General features: G+C 69.5%; 17 protein-coding genes. 8 read left to right on the top strand and 9 right to left on the bottom strand.

The window, feature by feature from the left end:
• Positions 1 to 8: 8 nt before the first annotated feature.
• Positions 9 to 1748 (bottom strand): condensation domain-containing protein, encoded by a 1740-nt coding sequence (locus IEY73_RS01525; protein ID WP_268240397.1) that lies wholly within the window; start codon positions 1746 to 1748, stop codon positions 9 to 11.
• 161 nt (positions 1749 to 1909) lie between these two features.
• Here IEY73_RS01525 and IEY73_RS01520 point away from each other — a divergent pair, with 161 nt between their 5' ends.
• Positions 1910 to 3181, top strand: a complete 1272-nt coding sequence (locus tag IEY73_RS01520) for a cytochrome P450 (RefSeq protein WP_189077186.1) — start codon at positions 1910 to 1912, stop codon at positions 3179 to 3181.
• Here IEY73_RS01520 and IEY73_RS01515 read toward each other — a convergent pair.
• Both IEY73_RS01515 and IEY73_RS01510 read right to left on the bottom strand, forming a co-directional pair.
• Entirely contained in the window at positions 3141 to 3359 is a 219-nt protein-coding gene (locus tag IEY73_RS01515) for an MbtH family protein (RefSeq protein WP_189077777.1), read from the bottom strand. The genes IEY73_RS01520 and IEY73_RS01515 overlap by 41 nt on opposite strands.
• Positions 3360 to 3438: 79 nt before the next feature.
• Complete coding sequence (locus tag IEY73_RS01510; protein WP_189077185.1) at positions 3439 to 4218, bottom strand: 2OG-Fe(II)-dependent halogenase WelO5 family protein; 780 nt, start codon at positions 4216 to 4218, stop codon at positions 3439 to 3441.
• Positions 4219 to 4637: 419 nt separating this feature from the next.
• On the opposite strand from IEY73_RS01510, the gene IEY73_RS01505 reads away from it, so the two are divergent.
• The 3 genes from IEY73_RS01505 to IEY73_RS01495 are packed head-to-tail and all read left to right on the top strand — an operon-like array spanning position 4638 to position 7909.
• A complete protein-coding gene (locus IEY73_RS01505; protein ID WP_229715343.1) occupies positions 4638 to 5951 on the top strand; it encodes a lysine N(6)-hydroxylase/L-ornithine N(5)-oxygenase family protein in 1314 nt (437 codons plus the stop codon).
• A complete protein-coding gene (locus tag IEY73_RS01500) occupies positions 5917 to 6606 on the top strand; it encodes an FMN-binding negative transcriptional regulator (RefSeq protein WP_229715341.1) in 690 nt (229 codons plus the stop codon). Before IEY73_RS01505 ends, IEY73_RS01500 begins: the two co-directional genes overlap by 35 nt.
• 34 nt (positions 6607 to 6640) lie before the next feature.
• Positions 6641 to 7909 (top strand): MFS transporter, encoded by a 1269-nt coding sequence (locus IEY73_RS01495; protein WP_189077183.1) that lies wholly within the window; start codon positions 6641 to 6643, stop codon positions 7907 to 7909.
• Here the strand turns inward: IEY73_RS01495 and IEY73_RS01490 are convergent.
• Both IEY73_RS01490 and IEY73_RS01485 read right to left on the bottom strand, forming a co-directional pair.
• Entirely contained in the window at positions 7893 to 9092 is a 1200-nt protein-coding gene (locus tag IEY73_RS01490; RefSeq protein ID WP_189077182.1) for a cytochrome P450, read from the bottom strand. The genes IEY73_RS01495 and IEY73_RS01490 overlap by 17 nt on opposite strands.
• Positions 9093 to 9135: 43 nt before the next feature.
• Positions 9136 to 10308 carry an FAD-dependent oxidoreductase gene (locus IEY73_RS01485; protein ID WP_189077181.1) on the bottom strand — a complete coding sequence of 391 codons (1173 nt, stop codon included), beginning with the start codon at positions 10306 to 10308 and terminating at the stop codon, positions 9136 to 9138.
• 361 nt (positions 10309 to 10669) lie between these two features.
• On the opposite strand from IEY73_RS01485, the gene IEY73_RS01480 reads away from it, so the two are divergent.
• Both IEY73_RS01480 and IEY73_RS01475 read left to right on the top strand, forming a co-directional pair.
• Positions 10670 to 12484: a condensation domain-containing protein gene (locus IEY73_RS01480; protein WP_189077180.1), complete on the top strand. Its 1815-nt coding sequence runs from the start codon at positions 10670 to 10672 to the stop codon at positions 12482 to 12484.
• A complete protein-coding gene (locus IEY73_RS01475) occupies positions 12481 to 15570 on the top strand; it encodes a non-ribosomal peptide synthetase (RefSeq protein WP_189077179.1) in 3090 nt (1029 codons plus the stop codon). The genes IEY73_RS01480 and IEY73_RS01475 overlap by 4 nt, the downstream gene beginning before the upstream one ends.
• A gap of 12 nt (positions 15571 to 15582) precedes the next feature.
• On the opposite strand, the gene IEY73_RS01470 is transcribed toward IEY73_RS01475, so the two are convergent.
• On the bottom strand, positions 15583 to 16467 hold the full coding sequence (locus tag IEY73_RS01470) for an alpha/beta fold hydrolase (protein ID WP_189077178.1): 885 nt from the start codon (positions 16465 to 16467) through the stop codon (positions 15583 to 15585).
• A 151-nt stretch (positions 16468 to 16618) separates the two neighbouring features.
• On the opposite strand from IEY73_RS01470, the gene IEY73_RS01465 reads away from it, so the two are divergent.
• Positions 16619 to 17242, top strand: coding sequence for an LmbU family transcriptional regulator (locus IEY73_RS01465; RefSeq protein WP_229715339.1), 624 nt, complete (start codon positions 16619 to 16621; stop codon positions 17240 to 17242).
• A gap of 96 nt (positions 17243 to 17338) precedes the next feature.
• Complete coding sequence (locus tag IEY73_RS01460; RefSeq protein ID WP_189077176.1) at positions 17339 to 17983, top strand: MBL fold metallo-hydrolase; 645 nt, start codon at positions 17339 to 17341, stop codon at positions 17981 to 17983.
• A gap of 13 nt (positions 17984 to 17996) precedes the next feature.
• Here the strand turns inward: IEY73_RS01460 and IEY73_RS01455 are convergent, their stop codons facing one another.
• The 3 genes from IEY73_RS01455 to IEY73_RS01445 are packed head-to-tail and all read right to left on the bottom strand — an operon-like array spanning position 17997 to position 20835.
• Positions 17997 to 18893: a DNA-3-methyladenine glycosylase gene (locus IEY73_RS01455; RefSeq protein WP_189077175.1), complete on the bottom strand. Its 897-nt coding sequence runs from the start codon at positions 18891 to 18893 to the stop codon at positions 17997 to 17999.
• A complete protein-coding gene (locus IEY73_RS01450; protein ID WP_189077174.1) occupies positions 18894 to 20093 on the bottom strand; it encodes an MFS transporter in 1200 nt (399 codons plus the stop codon).
• 31 nt (positions 20094 to 20124) lie between these two features.
• Positions 20125 to 20835 (bottom strand): hypothetical protein, encoded by a 711-nt coding sequence (locus IEY73_RS01445; RefSeq protein WP_189077173.1) that lies wholly within the window; start codon positions 20833 to 20835, stop codon positions 20125 to 20127.
• Positions 20836 to 20848: the final 13 nt, after the last annotated feature.

Below are 20848 nucleotides of genomic sequence, written 5' to 3'. Positions count from 1 at the left end.
GCCGCAGATCAGCACGAGCCCTCCCGGTCGTTCGCGGTCGTCGCGCGGGTGGCGGTCACGACCCCGCCGGCTGCCTCGGCACCGGCCAGCCGGTGCACGCGCTGGAGCAGCGCTCGCAGAGTCCGCTCCTCGAACAGGGCGCTCACCCCCACCTGACTTTGCAGAACGGTCCGTAGCCGGCCGACGAGGCGGACGGCGGCCAGGGAGTCGCCACCCAGGCGGAAGAAGTCGCTGTCGGGATCGGTGACCTCACGCCCGAGGACCTCGCTCCACAGCAGGCGCATCGCCTCGGCGTCGGGTGCGTCGGTGAAGAACCCGGCCGCCCCGGTGGCGGGGGCCGGCGCCGACGTCGGGGGCTGCGCGACGCGGACCGGAGCCGCCGGGGTGGACAGGGTGGGGACCAGGTCCGCCACATTCGTGTCGAGACCACCGGCAATCGCCTGCAGGGCGGCAGCGTAGGCGGCGAGCAGTCGCCCTGCGGCGCCATCGGAGTACCGGCCCTGGTCGTAGAGCAACTGGAGCCGGGTGCCTCCGGCGCGGGGCAGTACCGTCAATGTCAACGGATACCCGGCGTCCTCGATGACCTCCCGGATCCGCAGGGTCGCTCCCTCGCCGAGATCGAAGTGCGGATTCTCACTGGGATAGTTCTCGAAGACGACGATGCTGTCGAACATCGCCTCGCCCGGCGGTACGTCCGTCCAGCTCTGCAGGAGCGGTAACGCCACGTGTTGATGGGCGAGGGTGTCCAGGTGTCGTTGCGCAAGCTCGGCCAGCCACTGCCTCGCCGATTGCCCGCCGGGCAGGCGGACCCGATGCGCGATGGTGTTGATGAACAACCCGACCATCTGTTCCACCCCCTCAAGGGCCGCCGGTCGCCCGGACACCGTGGTTCCGAAGACCACGTCGGTGGTGCCCGCGAGTCTCGCCAGCATCAGCGCCCACCCGGCCTGGTAGACCGTGTTGACGGTTACCTTGGCCGTCTGCGCTGCGGCGAGGATCGAGCGGCTGAGGTCCGGTCCGAGGTCGAGGTAGGCCCGGCCCCCAGCCGCCGTGCCTGCCTCGACGTGTCCTGGACGTGGTGCCGGTATCGGCGTGCGGACCATTCCGGCGAGCCGATCACGCCAGAACCGCTCCGCGCCGACGGTGGTTGCCCCTTGCAACCAGGCCACGAAGTCTCGGAAGGGCTTTGCTGCGGGCAGTAGCTCCGCCCCGGTGCCGCCGTCGCCGAGCGCCCGGTACACCGTCGCCACCTCCTGGACGGTGATCGGCATCGACCAGCCGTCCATGACGAGGTGGTGCAGGGTCCAGACCAGCACTCCGCCGCCGGCCGGGCGGGGCAGCAGGGTCAGTCGCATCAGCGGCGCCTCGGAGAGCGGAATGCCGCGGGCCCGATCCGCATCGAGCCATGTGCGTACCTCTTCGTCGAACCGCTCGGATGCCCAGCCGGTGGTATCCACTTCGGACATTGAAACGGCAGCATCGCGCATGACGATTTGAAGGGGTTCGTCGACGCCTTCCCAGACGACGGCGGACCGCAATGCGGTATGCCGGTCCAACACGATGCGCCAGGATCGGATGAACCGGTCACGGTCCAACGCCACCGATACGTCGAACAGGAACTGCTCGATATACGGACCAGAATGGTCAGTCTTCAGAGTGTGGAACAGAATTCCGTTCTGCATCGGGGTCAGCGGGTAAACGTCTTCGATGTCCTGTGAGCCCGTTTCCGTTTCGCCGTTCGCCGTCACGTTGCCATGCTCCTCGAAATCGCGGCTTCCGCTAGCAGCGCGGACAACGTAACAACGGGGGCAACGTCGAACAACGGATCCGCCGGACGCACTGTCCCGTCGCCGGGACAGTGGTGTCGCGCACGCACCGCTCCCGCCACTTTCCGTGGTATCTCTCTGCAATGGCCATAGATTTTGGTTATCTCGCGGCGCTTGCCCGTTCCGACAGGGACCACACTGGCGGTGATCCCGATCCGTATCCGAATCTGGCGTGGCTGCGGCGGGAATCGCCGGTAACGCGGGTACCGGGCCCCGGCGGCGTCGGTACCGCATGGTTCGTCACGTCCTACGCGCTCGCCCGCGACTGCCTGGCCGATCCCCGGCTGGAGATGTCGGCTGCGCCGGGCGAACCCGGGGTGCCGGCCTCACGGTTGCGGGCCGACGCGGTGCCCGTTCCGCATTTCCTGGCCACCAACCCTCCCGTGCACGACGCGCAGCGGCAGGCCGTCGCCGCGTCGTTCAGCCCGCGGGCCGTGGAGAAGCTTCGGGAACCCGCCGCCCGTTACTGCCACGAGCTCATCGATCGTTTCGCTGGACGCGGCGAGGCGGATCTGCTCACCGAGTACGCCTTGCTGATCCCCGAACATCTGACCTACGAACTGTTCGGCGTGCCGCGGGCGCAACGGCTGCCGGAGGGGCGCGCGACCACGCTGTCGGTGGCGGGTGCGCTGAGCGAGCAACCCGACGGCGGCCCGCTCACCGGGGAGCTGCTCGATCACCTGCGACAGGTCCTGGAGTACAAGCGGAGGCAGCCGGGCGACGACCTGGTCACCCGGCTGCTGGCCGCCATGGACGAGAACGCCGCGCTGCACGCCGCTTACCTGCTGTTCGCCACCGGGCAGCTCAGTACCGGGCCGGCCATCGGCGCGACCATCGTGCGGCTGCTCGAACGGCCCGGACTTTATGCGGCCGTGAGCCGAGATCCGGCCGGATGTCGTAGGGCGGTGGACGAGGCGCTGCGGTTCGACTCGGCCGTCCAGTCGGCGTTACCGCGCCGCGCGCGCGAAGACCTGGAGATCGGTGGCACGCGGGTGACCGCCGGTGACATCGTGCTCGTGTCGTTGGCCGCCGCCAACCGCGACCCCGGCCGATTCGCGGATCCGGACCGCTTCGACCCGGGCCGGGCCGGGGGGTCCCATCTCGCCTTCGGGCACGGGATTCACTACTGCCTCGGTGGCCCGCTGGCCCGGATGGAGGGCGAGGTCGCCCTGTCGGTCCTGGTCGATCGGCTGCCCGGACTGCGGCCAGGTGGGTCTGCCGGGCGGGGCGAGTGGGCCCTCGGACCGCTGCTGCGCGGCCCCGCGACGGTGCTGGTCAGGTTCGACGTGGGGACTGCCGGCCCCGCGCACGAGGTCAGGCCTGACGGGGGCCGGCCATCCGTTCACGGAGACTGAGCGGCCGCATGTCGGTCCACACCTGGTCGATGTGGGCCAGGCATGCGCTACGCGTGCCGCACATTCCTGTCTCGACCCATCCGGCCGGGAGATCACGCTCAACCCACCAGATCGAATACTGCTCCTCGGCGTTGCGCACGACGGTGTAGATGCGCTCGTCGGTCTGCTCTTCACTCATGTCGTCCTCCGTCTGCTCGCCACTGCTGGTCACCGGTCACCATGGGATGGCCCGCGTTCGCCGCGTTCCCCCGCTGCGATCACGACCACAGCGTGAGCGTCGAGTCCGGGAAGCGACCGATGAAGGAGCTGACGCTGATGCGGTCGTCGCCGGCCCCGGATTCGATCCGGTGAAAGTTTCGGCTGTTGAAGAGCACCAGATCACCCACCGAGGGCTCGATCCGGACCTGATCACAGCCCTCGACCAGGGCGTCCGAATATCCATAGCTGTCCGGAATGTGGAAGGACTCGGCCGCGGCGGTCCACGGCCGGTTGTAGACCACTGTGACACCACCATCGCGCGGCATCTGGCAGAACACGTTCCAGGTGATCTGGGCGTTGACGGCGCCGATCGACCACAGCGTGGACGGTGCGTCGTGCGGTGCCCAGTCACAATGCAGGAGTCCCTCCCCGATGACCCGGACAAGGCCGGCGAAGTACTGCTCGCCGCCCGGCTCGCGGGCCACGGCGACCTCGGCCGGCCACGCCCCGGCGAGCGCGTCCATCACCTGGCCGACCAGGTCTCCGCTACCCGCGAACATCTCCTGGCGGGTCTGGTTCGCGGCCGGGGCAGCGGCGAAGTACCGCGCCCGGCTCGCCGCATCCTGACGGTGCTCGAACTGAGTGATGCCCGCCCTGCCGATCGGCGGAAATACGTTCTCGTAGTAATGCAGTCCATGCCGCTTGATACCGCCGACCGCCGCACGGGACGCGGCCTCATCCAGAAAGCCCGGAACCCGGATCGCTGCGATCCGGTTTTCGAACAACGACTCGAGCACTGTTGCGTTCAGCTTCTCCACTACAGTCGTGGTCCACTCCACGGAAGCCTCCCAGAATTCGAAGCAGCAAGCGGCGATGCCAAGTTCGCTGAACCCTTTCCCTCCGGGTTCGGGCCGCCGGGTCCGGGCCGTCGACCTGGCCATGTCGAAAGGGTTCACTGTTCTGCCGGAGCGGCCGTGACGGCGCGTGCCCGGACCGCAGGGCGCACCGGCGGCCGGGCGATCCGATCGACCTTTTTCGCGGGCCGCCCGAGCTCCACCCGGACCGAGCGAGTATCCGGGCGAACGCTAGCAATGGCACCGGGCCGCAACAAGCGCTGCGGCCGGCACGCCGTTCGAACCTGTCCCGCCGCCGGGACACGAGATTCCCCGCTGACCGTATTGTCTCCACCGCCCCGACCGGCTTTGCTGAAGATTCGTCGCGTGCACGCGAGCCGAATCAACTGGCGTGAGGGGTTACAGTGGGCCAGATTTCACACGGCACGGAAACCACATTCGATGTCATCGGAATTGGTTTCGGGCCGGCGAACCTCGCCCTTGCCGTCGCCCTTGACGAATACAACCGTTCCGTCGCTCCCGATCAGCGGCTCAGCTACCGGTTCCTGGAAAGGCAAGCGACGTTCGGGTGGCACCGCGGAATGCTGATCGAGGGAACGACCATGCAGATCTCGTTTCTCAAGGATCTGTCGACCATGCGCAATCCGACCAGCGACTTCGGATTCGTGTCGTACCTGCACGCTCAGGGCAGGCTGGCCGCCTTCATCAACCACCAGTGCTTCTTCCCGTCCCGGGTAGAGTTTCATGACTATCTGGATTGGGCGGCGGCACGCCTGCGACACGCCGTCGACTACGGCCGCGAGGTGGTCGACGTGCGGCCGGTGGCGCAGGAGGGCGACATCACGGAACTCGACGTGGTGGTGGCCGGCTCGGCCGACCACTGGCGCGCGCGCAACCTGGTGCTGGGCACCGGGCTGCGGCCCGCCGCGCCTGCCTGGGTGACCACCGGCGACCGGGTTTGGCACAGCGAGAACCTGCTCGACCGGCTGCGGCAGACGACGCTGCCGGCGGCTCCGGCATTCGTCGTCATGGGCGCCGGCCAGAGCGCCGCCGAGACGGTGCAATGCTTGCACGACCGGTTTCCAGCCGGCCGGATCCACTGGGTCTTCGCCCGGTACGGGTTGAGTCCGGCGGACGACAGCCCGTTCGTCAACGCGATCTTCGACCCGGACGCGGTCGGCACCTTCTTCGACGCCTCGGCAGAGGTCAAGGAGGCGCTGCTGGCGTACCACCGCAACACCAACTACTCGGTGGTGGACGGCGACCTGATCGGGGAGCTGTACCGGCGCCATTATCAGGAACTGGTGTCCGGCCGACCACGCCTGCATTTACGCCGCATGTCGCGAGTGGTGGCGGCGCACCCGGACCGTGACCGGGTCCGGCTGGACATCGAATACCTGCCGTCGAGTACCGTCGAGCGGGTCGACGCCGACGTTCTGATCTGCGCGACGGGCTATCTGCCCGTCGATCCGGCTGAGACGCTCGCCACGACGGCCGCACTGTGCAAGCGGGACACCGAGGGCCGCCTGCGGGTCGGCCTCGACTACCGGGTGGAAACCACGGGAACGATGAGGTGCGGCATCTATCTGCAGGGCGCGACCGAGCATCTGCACGGGCTGTCGTCCTCGCTGTTGTCCAATGCGGCCGTCCGGGCGGGCCAGATCGTCTCCTCCCTGACCGGCCGTGACGAGCGCCGGCGGCACGAACGGGCCGGATGACATGTACACGCCTCCGGAGTACGTCGCGCCGGATCCGTCATGGATCCGGGACCTGGTCCACCAGAACCCGCTCGCGCTGCTGTCGACGAACGGCGAACGCACGCCGCACGCCACCCATGTGCCGATCATCGCGGACCCTCTCGGTCACACCGAGGACCCGGCGGCGGATCTGACCGGCACGGTCCTACTCGGACACCTCAACCGGGCCAACCCGCACTGGTCGGCCCTGACCGACGGCCAGGAGGCGCTGGTTGTCTTCACCGGCCCCCACGGCTACGTCTCACCCCACCTGTACGGCGTCACACCCGCCGCGCCGACCTGGAACTTCACCTCCGTGCACCTGCGGGGGCGACTGCGCCGGCTGGAGCAGCCCGCCGAGACCATGCGGGTGGTGACCGCCACCGTCAGGGCGTTTGAGTCCCGGTTCGGATTCGGCTGGCGGATGGGGACGTCGGCCGAGTACTTCCGCCGGATCCTGCCGGGTGTGGGGGCGTTCCGGATCGATGTCGACGATGTCGCGGCGATGTTCAAGCTGAGCCAGGAGCAGACGCCGGCCATCCGGCAGGTGGTCGCCGACTTCTTCGCTCGCAGCGACGTCGGGACGCACAGAAGTCTCGGCACGCTCATGGCGCTGTCCAGCGAATCAGATCGGTGATCATCCACTTCTGGCGCGTGGAAACGGAGAATTGATGCTAGCGGTGCTCCGCATCCGCGACTTCCGTCTGCTCTGGTCGAGTCGGCTGGTCAGTCAACTCGGCACCTGGCTGCTCACGATCGCCGTCCCGGCGTACGTTCTCGAGCTGACCGGCTCTGTCATGGCCACCGGCCTGACGCTGGCCGCGGAATACCTGCCGCTTCTGCTGCTCGGGCCGTTCGCGGGTGTGCTCGCCGACCGGTGGGACCGGCGCCGGCTCATGTACTCGACGGATCTGTTCCGCGCCGTTGCCGTGTCCTTGCTGCTGGTCGTGGACTCCCCTGGCATGGTGTGGTTGATCTACGTCGCGCTCTTCACCGAAAGTGCTGGCTCTGTGCTGTTCCGGCCCGCCGCGCAGGCCCACGTACCGGCTCTCATCGGCACCGGAAGTGCGCTGAGCAGCGCCAACGCGCTCAATTCGATAACCGATGGCACGGTGCGCTTGGTCGGCCCGCCGTTGGGAGCTGCGCTAGCCGCGTTCGTGGGCATCGACTTCGTGATCGGAGCCGACATCGCCAGCTATCTGATATCCGCTCTGGCGATCGCACTCAGCACGCGCCGGCCCCTCGGCCGCGACCGCACAGACGCGGCGATCTCCCGGTACCGCACCGAATTGCACGAGGGTTTGACCGCTCTGCGCGAGAGCCGGATCGCACGGGGTCTGCTGCTGATCAGCACGCTGTTCCTGACGGCCAACGCCTCTCTGAGCGCCTTGCTGGTGCCCTTCGGCGTGACGCGGCTCGGCGGATCGGAGCAGACCGGTTTCGTGGTATCCGCGCTCGGGGTCGGGTTCCTGCTGGGCGGCCCTCTCATCCGGGCGTTGCTGGACCGCACCCAGCCCCGCCGGCTGCTGGCAGCCGGCCTCGCCGGGGTCGCCGCCGGCTTCATCACGCTCTTCTCCGCGTCATCGCTCACCGCGGCCGCACCGGCGGCCGTCGCCATCGGCGTCTTCGGCTCCATGGCGCTGGTCGTTCCGCAGACCGCCCTTCAGCGTGCGCTGCCCAACGCGGTGCTGGGCCGGGTCAGCTCGGTGTTCTTCGCGGCGGAGGCGCTGGCCACCCTGATCGGTGCGGTCGTCGGGCCGAGCACCGCCCAGGCCTTCGGCATCAGGACGGTGGCCGCGGCGGCATGTGTGGTGACGCTCGCGGCCGCCGCGCTGTGTGCGACATTGCCGCGAGTCGCGGTGCCGGCAACTGCGGCCGGCACCGGGCCCGGGCCGCGGAACACCGAGGAGGAGGACGATCCGCTCAATCCGCGGCCGTAGCCGTGGCGGGTACCGCCGTGGCGCACCGCAGCAACGGACCCCAGCCGAAGACCAGATCATCGGGTGGAACCGCCAGCCGTACGGCCGGTAGCCGGCGGAAGAGAGTATCCACGGCGATCTCCGCCTCCATCCGGGCCAGCGGGGCGCCCACACAGAAGTGCACACCGAAACCGAAGGCCAGGTGGCTCTGATTCCGCCGGTCCGGGCGGAGCTCGTCCGGGCCGGGAAACGTTTCCGGGTCCCGGTTCGCGGCGGCGACCGAGATGAACACCGCCTCCCCCTTGGCGACGCGTTCGCCGCCCAGGATCAGATCTTGCAAGGCGAACCGGGGCATCGACGTCTGAACCGGTGAGTCGAGGCGCAATACCTCGTTGATCAGCGGCCGCCAATCCTGCGCACCGGTCGGCCGTGACGGTATCGGGCGGTGTTGCAGGGCTCGGGTCAACGTCGCCGCGATGAACGGCGCGGTGCTGAGCTGACCGGTCGCGAACAACAGATACAGCAGGCCAAGCACCGTTTCCTGGGTTGCCTCGCCGCGACCGGCCGCGCGCAGCGCCGCGCCGACCAGGCCGTCCGCCTCGGGACTGGTCCGGTCGGCCACGCGCGCCACGTACGCGTGCATCTCATCGGTCGCCGGGCCGCCGGCGTATTGCTCCCGAAGGGCGATCACCAGGGAAAGCTCGGTGGCCCGTCCCAGCGGCAACCGGTCCTCCGGCGCGATGCCGAAGAACTCGTAGGCCACCAGTTCGGGAATCGGCAGCGCGTAGTCGGCGAACAGGTCGAAGCGTTCCCGGTCGGCGAAGGTGTCGACGGTGCGCGCGCAGACCTCGGCCACCCGCTCGCGTAGCCGTGCCACGGAACCCGGGCTGAACGCGGCTTTGACCATGCCGCGCAGCACGGTGTGCTCCGGCGGGTCCTTGGCCAGGACGTAGGGCGTGTGCCCGGGCGCGTTCTGGGGAACCGCCGCATTGCGGGGATCGAAACTCAGCCGCGGGTCGTTGAGGCATTGCCGTGCCAGATCGTAGGAGGTGATGAGCCAGTGGCCGCCGCTGTCCGCGCCGCCCGGCCCGGGCAGGCGGAAGATCGGCGACGTGGCACGCAGCCAGGCCAGGGTGGGATGCGGGTCGGGATCCCCCGCGCCGTCGTCGCGCCCCAGCCGTCGCGCGAGCTCAACCCATTTCATCAGCGGCTCCTCACTTCATCCGCTCAGGCTCAGCCGGGCCGGCTCACAGCCGCTCGAGCAGTTCCGGCACCAACAGGTCATCCATGGTCCGTAGACCGGCTGTCACCGCGAAGTAGAGCTCGGTGAGCTCCGTCGACTCGCTGATCGCGCGGAGCATGCTCAGCCGGCTCTCGGTCACTCGCAGCTCGGCGAGGGCCAACGCCCCGCGGTAGGACTCCGCCAGGGCACGGTTGCGGCTGTCGGCGTAGCCGGTCAGGCCGAGCCGCAGCGCGGCCGGGTCGCCCGGGTCGACGTCGAGGGCCTGATTCAGTAGGTCCGCCTGGACGAAGGCGTCGGTGATCCCGCGGGCGGTGATGCTGTCCTTGTGCACACCGGCGTCTCCGGCCAGCGCCCAGCCCGATCCCGCCGCCTGCCGGAAGAAGTTGAACTGGTCGCCACGGCCGCGTAACCGCTCCACCTGTGTGGCCGTGCGCATTCGCTCGTACAACTGCGGGGCCGTTCGGCTGATCGCCGTGTGATGGGCCTGGAAGGGGGCGAGCCGGACGGCCGCGAACGCCGACTGCGGGACGTAGGTGGCGACGATCGTCAGGGCGTCGTTGGTCGGGATGACGGCGATCCAGTTACCCGTTCGCTCATAGGTTTCGAAGCACGCCGGCAGGTCCGCCCACACGCTGTAATACACGCAGGTACGCCGCGGATCACTCACCTCCACCGGGGCCGACAGGAGGTTCGCGACGGTCGACCGCATGCCGTCGGCGCCCACGACCAGCGGGGCGCGCACGGTCTCGGCCAGGCCGCTGGAGGTCCCCAGCCGGACGCCGGCTACCCGGTCGGCGTGCCAGACCAGGTCGGTGACGGCGCATCCGGCCCGGAATTCGGCGCCGGCGCCGACAGCGGCTTCCACGAGGATCGGATCGAGGACGCCCCGGCGCGGCGCGTACGACACCTCGCCACCGGCCGCGCCGCCGACCAGACGGACGCCGTTCACCTCGTAGTGGGTCCGCTCCAGTCCCGGGCAGCCGGAGGCGATCACCTGCGGCAGAAGGCCCCATTCGCGCAGCATCATGACGCCCGGCCGCTGAATGTACAGAGTGGACGTGGACTCGGTGAGCTCACGCGCCTTGTCCACGAGCAGGACACGCCAGCCCCGGCGTGCCAGCAACATCGCTGTGGCAGCCCCGGCGCAGCGCGCACCGACCACGATCACATCGAACATGCGCAGCCTTCCCGCCGCCGACCATGCGACAGCGCCGTCACGGTATCCCGGGCACGCAGCCCATGACCCCGTGGCGGCAACGGCATTTGAACGGGCTGCCGGCCATGTCCTGCCGTCAGGACAACGGACCTTCCGCGTTCGCTTGTCGTTGCCGAAAGCCGTTGTTAGCGTCTCCCGCGGACGCCACGATCGTGGCCGGTGCGGACGGACTCCTCGCGTGTCCGCACATTGAGCCCTTTCAACCTGGCATCGAGCCCGTCGGTTGCGCGCCGTCGACCAGTGGCGGCACCTGCCGGCCTCGCCACGTTGAAAAGGTTCATTCCCTCCGCGCCGTCACCGCCCATCCCCAGGAGGAGCGCGTGTGAACACATCTGTCAGCGATGGTGGTAGCACCCCGACGGAACAGCTCGGTGCCCGGCTGGCACGACTCTCCCCCGACCAACGCACGGAGCTGAGCCGCAAGCTGATCAGCGAGGCCCGCGCGCAACCCGAGGATCGCGACGCCCCCCGCACCGAGAAGGAGCTGATCTTGGCGCGGATCTGGTGCGAGGTCCTGGGTCTGCCCGACGTCGGCGTCAACAGCAGCTTCTTCGCTCTCGGCGGTGACTCGATCTCCAGCCTGCAGATATCCGCGCGGGCCGCGGCCTCGGGTCTTCGGCTCACCTCGCGCCAGGTCTTGGAAGCAGAGACCATCACGCGATTGGCCGAGGTCGCCGTGGCGGGCCAGGCCGCCGCGGCGGTCACCGACGTCGCCGTGGGCGAGTCCGTCTTGACACCGATCCAGCGCTGGTTCTTCGAACAGGACCTGCCCGACTCACATCACTGGGACCAGACGGTGCTTGTCGATGTCACCGAGCCGTTGGACGAGGCGACGCTCCTGAGGGCGTTGCAGTCGGTGGCCGAGCACCACGATGTCCTGCGCAGCCGCTTCTTCATGGCCGACGGCGAATGGCGGCAAGAGGTCCGCGTCGACGCGCCGGAACCGGCCTGCGTCGTCGTGGCGGAAGCCCGCGACAGCGACAGTGCTCGGAGCGACCCCACCGGCGCCGCCGTCACCGCCGCCCAGTCGCCCCTGAACCTGGCGACCGGGCCGCTGATGTCGGTGGCACTCCTGCGTTCCAGCGGTGGGTCCCAGCGCCTGTTGCTGGTCGTGCACCACCTGGTCGTCGATGGGGTCTCGATGCGGATCCTGCTCGAAGACATCGAGACCGCCTACCGGGCCTTTCGCGACGGGCGGCCGGCCGACCTGCCCGGACGCACCCTGTCGTTCCGGACCTGGGCGAAGCGCCTGGCGCGATATGGGAGCGATCCCGAGATTCACGAGGAGCTGGACTACTGGCGCGCAGTACCGCGGCGGGACGCAGCCGAGCTGCCGGTCGTCACGCGGACGGATGTCCCCAACACGGTGGGCAGGTCACGCCGCGCTTCGGCGATGCTGCCGACGGACGTGGTCGCGAGCATCCGGCGTGACGTTCTCACCATCCCCGGGACGACGCTGCGTGACGTCCTGCTCGCCGCGTTCCTGATGGCCTGGCGGGAGCTCACCGGCCGCAGCGAGCTGCAGCTCGACCTGGAATCGCACGGCCGTGAGCCGCTCGACGAGCCGCTCGACGTGAACCGGACAGTTGGCTGGTTCACCGCCATCTACCCCGCCCGGTTGAGCCTGCTGAGTCATGAGCGAGGCATTCCCGCGGTTCGCGCGGTCGCCCGCCAGATGGCGTCGATACCGCGCAACGGCCTGGGGTACGGGCTGTTGCGGTATCTGGGGGGCCGCGCGGGAGCGGAGCTCGCCGACCTCCCGCCCTCTCATCTGACATTCAACTACCTCGGTTCCTTCGAACGCACCGGTAGTGATGCGCTCTTCGGGCCACCCGTACAGATCCCGGGTCTGCTGCAAAGCGATGCGGCCGTCCGCCGCCACCTGATCGACGTTGTCGTGTCCGGCGTCGACGGTGCGCTCCTGATGGATCTCATCTATCCAGGAGACATGGTCGCCGACCGCGACGCGACGACGTTGGTCTCGCGGTTCGCCGCCATCGTCACGGAGCTGGCGGAGGAGAGCCGGACCGCGGCCGGTGAGGGATTCCGCGACTTCCCCCTGATGCGCGTCGACGCCCGCCATCTGGCAGCGATCGGCCGCCAGATCGGGCAGGGCACCGGACCGGCGACGGCATGACCGCCGGCGCACCGGCCTCCCTGGGTCAGGAACAGCTCTGGCTCGCGGAGCAGGCTGCCGGACACCACCCGGCCAATAACGTGCCCCACGCGTGGCACCTCTGCGGCCCGCTGGACCGGGCGGCGCTCCAACGTGCCGTGGACCGGCTGGTGGAGCGGCACAGCGTCCTGCGAACCGTGCTCCGCGCCGGCGAGTTCGACCTGCGGCAAGTCGTGACGCCGGCACGTGCGGTCCCGATCGTGCCGCTCGCGCCGGACGACGATTCGGCCCCGGTCCAGCCGGGTGTGCCATCGGCCGTGGACGCTTTCGCGCACGAGCCGTTCGACCTCGGCGGCGAATGGCCGATCCGTGTCGGCCTGGTCAGCTTCGATGCCGAGCACCACCTCCTGGTGATGGTGCTGCACCACATCGTCTGCGATGGTGTGACTTCGGGGCTTCTCCAAGGGTGTCTGACCGACGCGTACGAGGCCGCATGCGCCGGGAGCGAGAACGGCCCGGGAGCCCCGGACGACGGGCACCTCGCCTTCGCGGTGGCCGAACGGAACCGGTGGACGGCCGATGAGCAGGCGTCCCGGCGGTGGCTGGCGGACCTGAGCGCTGCCGGACGAGAACACCGCCCCCTGCCGGGCGTGTCTCGTCAGCAGCTCGTCGGGCCCGCCGGAACCCGCGAATACGAGCTGGACGCCGGTCCCACTACGGCGTTGCTGGCGGTGGGTGCCGAGTACGGCTGCACGCCGGCGATGACCTTGAGCGCCGTGTTCGCCTGGGTGCTCGGGCGCTGGACCGGCGAGCAGACCGTGATCTTCAGCTCGCCGGTCAGCACCCGCTCAACTCCACGAGTCGAACGCGCGTTGGGCTTCTTCGTCAACAGCCTGCCGATGCCGATCAAGGTCGGCGACGGGCCGGCGTTGCCCGCATTGCTGGCCCGGGCTCGGACGGCCGTCCTCGCCGCCTTGGAGCACGCGCACGTGCCACACGGCGAGATCCGTGCCGCGCTGGCCGGCTACGGTGATCCGCTGCACGACGTCACGTTCGTGGTGGAACGGGCCCGGCCGCAACGCTTCACCATGGGCGGGTTGACCGCCGAAGGGCAGCCGGTGCCTGCCCGGCACACCATGTTCGGGCTCTCGTTCCACGTGTGGCTGGACGGCTCCGGGCACCGGGTAGCCGTCACGCACGACCGGTCGGCTGTCCCTGCCGAGCTCGTCGAGCGGTTGGTCGATCACTTCCGGGAGGCGATCGCCGACGCGGCCGCCGGCGCCGGCCTGCCCGACCTACCCGGACGCGACCGGGCGGCTGTCCTGCGGTGGTCGGCCGGACCGTCCGCCGTCGGCGGGCAGGACGGACTGCTCGCCCGTGTGACCGGCCATGTCCGGAACCAGCCGGATGCGCTCGCCGTGCGTTGCGCGGACGGCGGACTCAGCTACGCCGAACTCTGGTCGCGGTCCGGGCGGGTCGCAGCCCAGCTACAGGAACACGGGGTCGGCCCGGACGACCTGGTCGCGATCAGCCAGCCGCGGGCCGCCGGGCTGCTGGTGTCGGTGCTCGGCGTGCTGCGCAGCGGGGCTGCCTTCATGCCCCTCGACCCCCGCGACCCGGCCACCCGTCGTGAGGCGCTCATCAGCCAGTCCGGCGCGCGAGCGTTGCTCGTGGCGCCGCCGGGCAGCGCGGAGCCGAAGCTCGTGGTGAACGGGACAGCGGTACTGCCGACGAGCCCGGCCGTGGCCTCCCCCTCGGCCGACGACCCGGATTGCCTGGCCTATGTGATCAACACGTCCGGTTCGACGGGCACGCCGAAGGGCGTTCAGATCAGCCGTGGCAGCCTGGCCAACTATCTCGCCTGGGCGGCGGACGCGTACGGCCTCGACGCCCGATCGAGCGTGCCGTTGCACACCAGCGTCGCCTACGACCTTGCCATGACCAGCCTCCTCGGGCCGCTCTACGCCGGCGGGTGTGTCGAGATCCTCGGCGAACAGCGCGGGCCGCTCGCGGTGGCAGAAGATCTCGGCCAGGGTTATCAACTCGTCAAAGGGACACCCAGCCACCTGCTCGCCATGCTGGAGGAGACGACCGACGAGGGCTCCGGGCGGTGGCCGCCCGTCGTGGCGATCGGCGGCGAGAATCTGCCGGGCGACTATGTGCGGCGCTGGGTCCGGCGGGCGCCGCACACGGTTCTGGTCAACGAGTACGGGCCGACCGAGACCACTGTCGCTTCCACGGCTCACGTCGTGCGGGAGCTGCCGAGTGGTGACGCCGTACCGATCGGTGTGCCGATCCGCGGCACCACGGCGTACGTCGTCGATGACCAACTCCGGCTCGTACCCGTGGGGGTACCGGGCGAACTGCTGCTCGGCGGCGCCGGGTTGTCTCGTGGCTACCGCCACCTCGCCGCGGCGACCGCGGAGCGTTTCGTGCCCGATCCCTTCGGAGACCCCGGCGGTCGCCTGTACCGCACCGGCGACCTTGCCCGGTGGACCGGCGCGGGCGCGCTGGAGCTTCTCGGTCGGCTCGACGACCAGGTGAAGGTGCTCGGATACCGCGTGGAACCGGGTGAGGTCGAGGGAGCGCTCGCCGGCCTGCCGGGAGTCCGGCAGGCCGCAGTGCTCCCGCAGCGGGTCAGCACCCAGGACGTGCGTTTGGTGGCGTTCGTGTGTCTCGACGACGGCGCGCCCACCGCCGAAGGTGAGTTCGGCTGGATCCGGGACGAACTCGCGCAACGCCTGCCCGCCCATCTCGTTCCCGGGGTGTACGTCCAGTTGGACGACCTACCAACTACCGACGCCGGCAAGAGGGATCGCAAGGCCCTGCGTGAGCGGTTGCCGGCACCGGAGATCACGACTGCGCAGCCGACGCCCGACCGGGCCGGCTGGGCCGGGAAGGTGCGCGCCGCATGGCGTGACGTGCTGGGCCACGACGATCTGCCGGGGGATGTCAGCTTCTTCGCCGCCGGCGGTACGTCGTTGATGTTGCTGCGGCTCAACAGTGCCCTGCGCAACCAGGGCGCCGACGGTTTCTCGGTCACCGACCTCTTCCGGCACCGGACCATCGACACGTTCGCGGCGCACCTCGCCGGCCTCAACGGGTGACCGGCACGGAGCTCACGCGGAGAGCAAGAACCTTCTGATCGCGAGCGAGAACTCCGCAGGCTCCTCCAGATGCGGGCTGTGCGCGCTCTCCAGGAACAGGCGCAGCGTCCCCCGGGGGAGGCGGACGGACAGGTCACGCGGCCCGTCGACGCCGACAGCAACGTCCCAGAGCCCCACGGTGACCAGCGTCGGCGGGTCGACGTCGGCGAGGTCGTCGACCAGTCCGGGGCGGATGGCGGCGATGAGCCGCCATGCCATTTCCTGGTTGACCGGCGCGGACGGTCGCGGCCGGACGGTGTCCGGCTCGGGAATGGCACGGTGGTAAAGGGTGCGATTCATCGTCGCCTCGTCCGCCCGCAGTGCGGTGCCGGTGCGCCGGAGGCCATCGATGCGGTCGCTCGCCGCGATTGCCGCCTCGCGCAGCGCCTTGCGGGTGGCCGGTGTCGCGTAGGCGTCGACTGCGGCGGCGCGCAGTGCGAGCGGTCCGGGGTGCAGCGGTCCGACCACCGGCGGGCCGGACATCACCAGGGACCGCACACGGCCAGGATGCGTCACGGTGTATTCGGCTGCGAGGACGGCGCCGAACGAGTGGCCGAGCAGGCTGATCCGGCCGTAGCCGAGCGCGGCACGCAAATCTTCGAGGTCGTCGACGAGCTGAGCGAAGGTATACGTCGCGGGATCGCCGGGTATCTCCGAGCGCCCACAGCCGCGCTGGTCGTAGAGAACCACGGTCACCGACTCGGCCAACCGGTCGCCGATCTCCTCCAGCGAGTGAGCGCTGGTGCCCGGTCCACCATGGACGATGACCAGGGGGAATTCGGATTTGCCGGCACCTGCGATGCGCACCCAATGGGAGATTCCACCGACGCACAGCCGGTGTTCGCCGCTTTCCCGCACGCTGTCGATCGTAGCCGAGGACGAACGAGTGAAAGAGCGATACCGGTGATCGTCATAGTGGTCGTTGATGCAGGCAACGCGCCGAACACGAGCGTCGCGAGGGGAGCCACGCATGAGTTTCGCCGCAGGGAGCAGGGGTGGCTCAACACAGTTGCCGGCCGTCGCCGGCCGGCAGGCCGCCGTCCCCCGGGTGATGACCACCAAGGTCGCGCTCGATTTCCCCAGAGACTTCTCGTACGACCAGTGGGAACGCACCGGTCGTCAACTGGCCGGACTGCTGAGCTCCTCTGCCTGGTGGCTCGGTGACTGGCTGATCTACGGCAAGCGCCACTACAGCGACCGGTACGAGCGGGCGATTCAGGCATGCAATCTGCAATATCAGACGCTGCGCAACTACGCATGGGTCGCCGGCCGCTACCCGGCATGTCAGCGTCGGCAGGGACTGAGCTTCCAGCACCATGCCGAGATCGCCGCGCTCGATGTCGACGACCGGGAGCGGTGGCTGCAGCGCGCACTGGCGGAACGCTGGTCGATCCGTCGGCTGCGAGAGGCCGTACGGACGGCCCGCGGACTGGGCACGACGACGCCTGCCGAGCCCGAGGAGGAGGTGGCTGGCGTTCGCCGCCTGGCTCTGCCTGGCGAACGGTTTGATCGTTGGCACGAGGCGGCCGACTATGCGGGCGTGGACGTCGAGCAATGGGTGACGGCGACATTGGACAGTGCCGCCGAACGGGTTCTCGCGATGCGGCCGGAACTGCCGGGGGGCGGTTCCTGAGCGAACACGTGGCCGGGATGCCGATTCCCGGTGCAGGTCGACGGCCCCGGATCCGGCAGCCCGAAGCCAGGTTGAAACGCTCACTATGCTGGCTGAATGAGCGAACCTGTTGGCGCGGTGCCCGACGTGAGGGAACTGCACGGATTGACGATCACCAAGGTGTCCGTCGGGCGCGGCGACAACAACTGCTATGTGCTGCGGTGCAGGGCAACGGGTGCCCAACTGATGGTTGACGCGGCCAACGAGCCAGCCCGCCTGCTCGATGTGTGCGGCGGTCGGCTGGACGCCGTCGTCACCTCTCACCAGCACTGGGATCACTGGAGATACGGCTTGGCCGAGGTCGTCTCGGCGACCGGCGCGACGACGTATGCCGGGGCACCCGACGCCGACGCGATCGAGGTCCCTACGCAGAAGCGTCTTGAGGACGGTGACATCATCGCCTGGGGCGACTCGTCGGTGGAGGTGATCCGGCTCACCGGCCACACGCCAGGCTCGGTCGCTCTGCTCTACCAGGATTCGCGGGAAGGGTCGCACCTTTTCACCGGCGACTCCCTGTTCCCCGGTGGTATCGGCAACACCTTCGGTGACCCTGACCTGTTCGCCTCGCTGTTCACCGACGTCAGCACCAAGGTTTTCGACCGTCTGCCGGATCAGACCCGTGTCTATCCCGGGCATGGGCGCGGCACCACGCTGGGAGCCGAACGGCCGTCGCTCGCGGAGTGGCACGCCCGCGGCTGGTGAGCGCGAACGTCCGTCAGAGGAAGTCCACGCCCTCCGCGAGTCGCATCACGACGCACTCAAGGTCGCGCACACGCCGCTCAAGTCGGCTGACGTCCTCGGCGCCGACACCGAGAACATCGCCGGGCTCGATCGTCCCCGGCCCGATCGAGCCGATCACGTCGCGCAGGCCGCTCAACCGCACCGTGCCGGCGGCGTGGGCGACGAGAAGACCGGAGGGGGACGCGTCCAGGACGGTACCCGGCGGACAAGGGCCGCCCGGATCTTCGCCGACCGAGGCGGACGAGATGTGAAGGCGGACGCCGCGCCACGTCGTCCATGCGCCCGGCACGGGCCACGCACACGCCTGGACCAGGCCGATGATCCGACCGATCGGCGCGTTCCAGTCGATGCGCGTGTGCAGAGGGAGCCGTCCCCGCGCAGCTATCCGGCTGGTTGCCGACGCTGTCTTGCAGGGCTTGTCCAGACAGGGAAGCAACACACCGGCGGCGGCATCGGCCACCTCGGGCAGGCCCGCCCCGGGCGCAACGGCCACGTCGTGACCGCATTCGCCGATCACGCCGAGGCGCAGGCGCAGGTCGAACGAGGGGAGGCCGGCCGCGAGCGCCCATGGCAGGGGATCCGCCGCGCGTTCCGTACCGCCGCCGGCGGCCTGCACCTCGACCACGGGAAGTCCGGTGAAGTCGGTGTCCGGGCCGGGCCAGAACAGCGCGACGGCTCGGGAGAAGTTGCGGTGCCGACCGGTCGTGCCGTCGAGAATCTCCGTCCCGTCCAACCACGATTGGGTTCGTGCCACACGGACGGTGGCCGGGTCGAAGACGGCTGCCGTGAACTCGTTTGCGGCATGGTGCCGGCGAAGGGCGGCGAGCAGGGCCAGTCCGGAAAGACCGCCGCAGAAGACCAGTGTGGACATCTATCCTCCCCGGACTCCGGCTCCTGCGGCGACGGCGAGGGCCGCAGGAGCCGGAGACTTGATCCGTCGGCCGACAAGCCCGACGCCGCACGCCGCGGTCAGCAGGCCCGCGGCCACGGCGGTCCATCTCAGGCCCCAGGCGGCCGCGGCCGAGCTGAGCGCCACGTTGGAGATCACCAGGGCAAGGTTCATCCAGGCTCGCCGGACCGCGACGACCCGGCCCATCCGGTCGACGGGTACCCGCTTGGCGTAGACGGTCGACACAGTCGTCACCACCATGACGTTCGTCAGGCCGCAGACAGCGCCGCCAAGGAAACAGCCGACGGGGTCGGCGCCGACGACGAACGCGATCGCGAGCCCGCCCACGGCGCAGCCACCGAAACCGACGGTCAGTAGCGGGCGCGTGTGGCTGCCGAAACGGCGGACGACAACGAGCGAACCGAGCAGCCAGCCGACCCCGATACCGCTGGTGTAGAGACCGGTCAGGTCGCTACCGACCCCTTGGTGGGCGACGGCCAGGGCGACGCTCGTGATTCCGGCGAAGAACAGAAAGTACGCGATCTCGCCGAACGCCGGCGCCCGGAGTTCGCGGTCGCCCACGACCGTGCGGAGCGCTTCCGGAACGGCCAGCATGGCACGGCTCGCCGTTGGCGAACCCGGACAGCGTGGGAGCAGGACGGAGGTGAGCGCGCTGCTCACAACGAACGTGGCGAGATTCATCGCCAGCAGGGCCTGGATGCCGAATCTCGCGGAGAACAGGGTGCCGATGATCGGACCGACCGTCACGACGAAGCCGAAGAGACCCTCGATCGTGCCGATCGCCCGTGGCAAGGAGGTTGCCGGCACCTGGGCCCGCAGGATCGCGGTCGCGGCCGGGGTGGCGAAGGCGTCGAAGGCCCGCAGCACGAACATGACCCCGTAAACCGCGGGAAGAAGGTGGGAACTGGTCGCCGCGATCAGGGCCGCAGTGGCCACTGCGGACAGCCCCTCACCGACGGCAAGCACGGTGCGCCGATCGTAGCGGTCGACGAGGTAGCCGACGATCGGAGCGAGCAGCACCACCGGAAGGACCTCTACCGTGAATCCGAGTCCGGTGGCGGCCGGCGATCCGGTGGTTGCCAAGATCCACAGCGGCAACGCGGTGAACTGGAGGTAATTGCCGAAGAGAGAGAGCCCACGGGCGACGTACAAGATGCGCATTCGCGGTGGGACGCCGGCATCGACCGGCGCCTCAGGCGGCATGGCCGGCCCTGGCGAGGCGGGCGATCCGCTCCGGTTTGGACTCCTCGAACGGCGACGACCCGAGTGCCGCGCTGATCAGGTCGGCCCACTCGGTCAGGCCGCGCAGGCAGCGCAACTCGCTCTGGTTGGTCTCCACTTCAAGCCACCGGTCCACGCTGACCGCTCGGTTATGTGTGTCCCGGATCGTCGTCTCGTCGACGCTCATACCGAGCGTGCCGAACTCGGAGACGGCCCGGGCCTGGGTCCGGCGCTGCGTCGCGGCGCCGAACGCGTGCAGAGACAGCGGACCGCCGAACCGGCGGCCAAGTCTGATCAGCGGCTGGGCCGACCAGGTGGTGAGGGCCTCGGAGAGTGCGACGCCGTCGATCCGATCCGCGATCTCGAGGGCGTCGCGGCGGCCCTGGGCCCAGAGCAGCGTTTCCTTCATGACCAGCCAGCGGATGTGCCGGTTGGGGCCGTAGTTGACGACGACGGCGAGCGAGATCCCCTCGGCGGCCAGCAGGGCGTCGGCCGTGTCCAGATAGACAGCCGACTGGACGGTGGTGACCTGCGGCGCGAGGCAGAAGTCGGCGGGCATCCCGACCCGGCGGACGATGCCGTGCGGGCCGCTGTCGAAGCCGGGCACGGTCGGGTGCGTCACCAGCCACTTGTATTCGTGCTCGACCCCGCTGACAACGCGTGGAATCCCACCGTTCTGCATGGTCGCCCTCCTT

The organism is Mangrovihabitans endophyticus (genome assembly GCF_014646155.1).
GTDB classification, from domain to species: domain Bacteria; phylum Actinomycetota; class Actinomycetes; order Mycobacteriales; family Micromonosporaceae; genus Actinoplanes; species Actinoplanes endophyticus.
The sequence above is the reverse complement of the archived record's forward strand: the minus strand, read 5'-3'. Positions and strand labels throughout refer to the sequence as shown.